This window comes from Candidatus Hepatincolaceae symbiont of Strigamia maritima (assembly GCF_055505085.1).
Map to the genome: position 1 here is coordinate 1 of NZ_DBKDTU010000093.1, position 2,526 is coordinate 2,526.

Sequence of the window (2,526 nt, forward strand, 5' to 3'; positions counted from 1 at the left end):
TAATATTATAAAATACTAAAAGTTGGAAGTATAATAAACCACTATTTCCTTCTACCGTTTAAGCAAAATAAATAACTTACTTTTTGGTAGAATTTATGTCTTTCTCCAATTTATCTGTTTATAAGGTGAAGCCAAATACTTTTCAATACTAATATTTCAACATTAATTCCTACATACATGATGCCTGTTAATATAATGTAGAACAAAGAATGAAAGGCAAGTTGCAACAACACTCTTGGTATTCGTTATTTAAATCGCGAAGTTTTTTAAGCACATATCCTCTACCCAAAAGGTAGAATTATTAATTAAAAATTTATATTGAAGTATAGTTTATATTCTTCTTGATTAAAACTAGGAATAAGCTTAAGATAAAAAATTTTACCATCCGTACTTTGGTAGGTTGTGCTAAGATATTTTGCACTTAGAACTCCCAAAGCTGCTCCTGCAACTATATCTGAGATAAAATGAGCTCGTGCAATCACTCTGGAATATCCTACAAAACCGGTAGCTACATACAAAGGCCATGCATACTTAAATCCGTATCTAAAATGTACAAAAGCTACAGGAGCAATTGTAAAGGAGGTATGTCCGCTGGGAAAAGAATGATTGCCACCATTAGGACGGGTACGATTAATAGAATATTTTAAAATATAAGTTGCCCCAAGATTAGTTAGAGTAGTATAAGAATATTGTTTTAATCCCACTAAATCATTTTTTTGGAGAATAAGTGTAAGAGCTAAGGCATTTGTAAAAAATTGTGTATAATCTCCTATACGTTGTTGTAGTTTTATATCATTATTTGATTGATTATCTTTCAAAAAATTTCCCCTATCAAAACTTGATATACCGGCAGAGCTAATACTATAAGAATTTACTAGGAATAAAAAGATTAATCCTAAAAGTGAGAAGAATTTAAAAATCATGAGATAATTTCCTATATTATAAAAGATTTAATTTTTAACCTAAACACAAAATATTTCCTCTAAAGACATACTATTTTTATTAAAAGTTAGAACTATACTAAAAATTAAAATTAAACCCCAAATATAGATTAGTAAAAGATAAATCGGGGATAAAGCTTAGCTTATAGTCTTTTCCTTTAGAGGTTGTATAACTTTTTGTAAAAATCTTGGCAGATAAGGTTGCAAGGATAGCACTGCTTAAGACATCAGAAACAAAATGTGAGGCTGTGGTTTCAGAAGATGAAATTACTCTGGAATAAGCAACAAAACCTGCAACTAAGTAAGCCGGCAATGCATATTTTAACCCGTATCTTTCATATAAAAAGGCAGCCGGTGCAAAAGCAAAAGCAGCATGTCCGCTAGGGAAAGAATGATTTCCTCCTCCGGGTCTGGTTCTATTAACAGAATATTTTAATCCTTGAGTAATTAACATAGTAGTTGCGGTGGAAAACGAGTATTGTCTTAATCCTTCAAGATCTCCTTTAGTACTAATTATTGCCAGAACTCCAAGATTAATAGCAAATTGGGTATAATCACCTATACTACGCTGTAATTTTACAGCATGATTGGATTGTTTAGCAAAAGAGCTACCCCTATCAAGACTTGCTAAAGCAAGGTTGTGTAAGGATAAGGCATAAAAAATAATTAAGAGATATTTAGAAATAGATTTTATTTTTATAAGGGGCATTTTCTTATACATTTACCATTATTGATTGAAAAAATATTGTAAAGTCAATTTTCTTGAAAATCAAATAAAAAATCAAATAACTACCTTTTGGGCATAGTCTGTATCTTTTCTTAACTTATCTGTTTAGAAGGAGAAGCCCCGTACCTTCTAACATCAGACTATCTCACCGCCACTACGCATTATTGTCATTCACAACCAATTTTCAAAGTATCAGGGGTCGCAACCACAGTATTCCTCTTAAAATTATTCCAAACCTCAGTGCCTAAACCCAGTAACAAATATAGTTATTTCCATCTTTGGGTTAAATTATTAGGAATTTCTAGTAAATCTAAACAACGTCCTACCGAATGATTAACTACTTCATCTAAACTTGTAGGGTGATTATAAAAAGCTGGTAGAGGAGGCATTAGAATTGCACCACTTTTAGTTACCTGTTCCATTAGTTTTAAATGCCCTAAATGTAGAGGAGTTTCTCTGAACATAATAATAACTTTTCGTCTTTCTTTCAAAGATACATCAGCGACTCTACTGATTAAATTATCAGAATAACAATTAGCAATGGCTGATAAAGTTTTTACAGAACAAGGAGCAATTACCATACCGGTTGTTAAAAAACTACCTGAGGCAATCCCTGCGGATAAATTAGAATTATCAAAATATGTATCGCTTAGTGCAATAACTTCTTTAGGAGATAAATTTAACTCTTCTTTAATAGTAACAAAGCCCATTTTGCTTATTACTAAAATAGTTTTAAGATTTAATTGTTGTAAGGATTTTAAGAGATTAATACCATAAATAGCCCCGGTTGCCCCGGTAATAGCTACAACTATTGGTTGTGAGATCATTTAAACTGGTCCTAGTAAATTAAAATAGTAT

Annotated in this window: 3 protein-coding genes; all 3 read right to left on the bottom strand. The window is 31.3% G+C overall.

Annotation, left to right across the window (positions count from 1 at the left end):
* Positions 1-305: 305 nt before the first annotated feature.
* The 3 genes from ACQCX0_RS02240 to ACQCX0_RS02250 all read right to left on the bottom strand — a co-directional run bounded on the left by ACQCX0_RS02240 (position 306) and on the right by ACQCX0_RS02250 (position 2,495).
* On the bottom strand, positions 306-923 hold the full coding sequence (locus tag ACQCX0_RS02240) for a phosphatase PAP2 family protein (RefSeq protein WP_462562533.1): 618 nt from the start codon (positions 921-923) through the stop codon (positions 306-308).
* A gap of 97 nt (positions 924-1,020) precedes the next feature.
* Positions 1,021-1,662: a phosphatase PAP2 family protein gene (locus tag ACQCX0_RS02245; protein WP_462562534.1), complete on the bottom strand. Its 642-nt coding sequence runs from the start codon at positions 1,660-1,662 to the stop codon at positions 1,021-1,023.
* A gap of 272 nt (positions 1,663-1,934) precedes the next feature.
* Entirely contained in the window at positions 1,935-2,495 is a 561-nt protein-coding gene (locus ACQCX0_RS02250; protein WP_462562535.1) for a UbiX family flavin prenyltransferase, read from the bottom strand.
* Positions 2,496-2,526 lie beyond the last annotated feature (31 nt).

What these genes read in the sequence shown, in the direction of transcription:
- ACQCX0_RS02240 (WP_462562533.1), bottom strand. Translation starts at nt 923, where the DNA reads ATGATTTTTAAATTCTTCTCACTTTTAGGATTAATCTTTTTATTCCTA.
- ACQCX0_RS02250 (WP_462562535.1), bottom strand. Translation starts at nt 2,495, where the DNA reads ATGATCTCACAACCAATAGTTGTAGCTATTACCGGGGCAACCGGGGCT.
- ACQCX0_RS02245 (WP_462562534.1), bottom strand. Translation starts at nt 1,662, where the DNA reads ATGTATAAGAAAATGCCCCTTATAAAAATAAAATCTATTTCTAAATAT.